General features: G+C 65.2%; 1 protein-coding gene. It reads left to right on the top strand.

The window, feature by feature from the left end:
- Positions 1 to 264 (top strand): type VI secretion system tip protein VgrG (gene vgrG / locus L6D82_RS28510; protein ID WP_236192155.1); only part of this gene is annotated, 264 nt, incomplete at both ends.

Below are 264 nucleotides of genomic sequence, written 5' to 3'. Positions count from 1 at the left end.
AGACCGCGATGGTCACCGGCCCCAAAGGCGAAGAAATCCACTGCGACCAATACGGCCGCATCAAGGTGCAATTCCACTGGGACCGCGAAGGCCAGGCCGACGACAAGACCAGCTGCTGGCTGCGCGTCTCCAGCAGTTGGGCCGGCGACCGCTACGGCGCCATCTCCATCCCGCGCATCGGCATGGAAGTCCTCGTCACCTTCCTCGAAGGCGACCCCGACCAGCCCCTCGTCACCGGCTGCCTGTACCACAAGGAAAACCCGG

Source organism: Pseudomonas paraglycinae, from assembly GCF_021601625.1.
GTDB lineage: Bacteria > Pseudomonadota > Gammaproteobacteria > Pseudomonadales > Pseudomonadaceae > Aquipseudomonas > Aquipseudomonas paraglycinae.
Note: the sequence above shows the minus strand (reverse complement) of the source record. Positions and strands in the feature narration are given on the sequence as shown.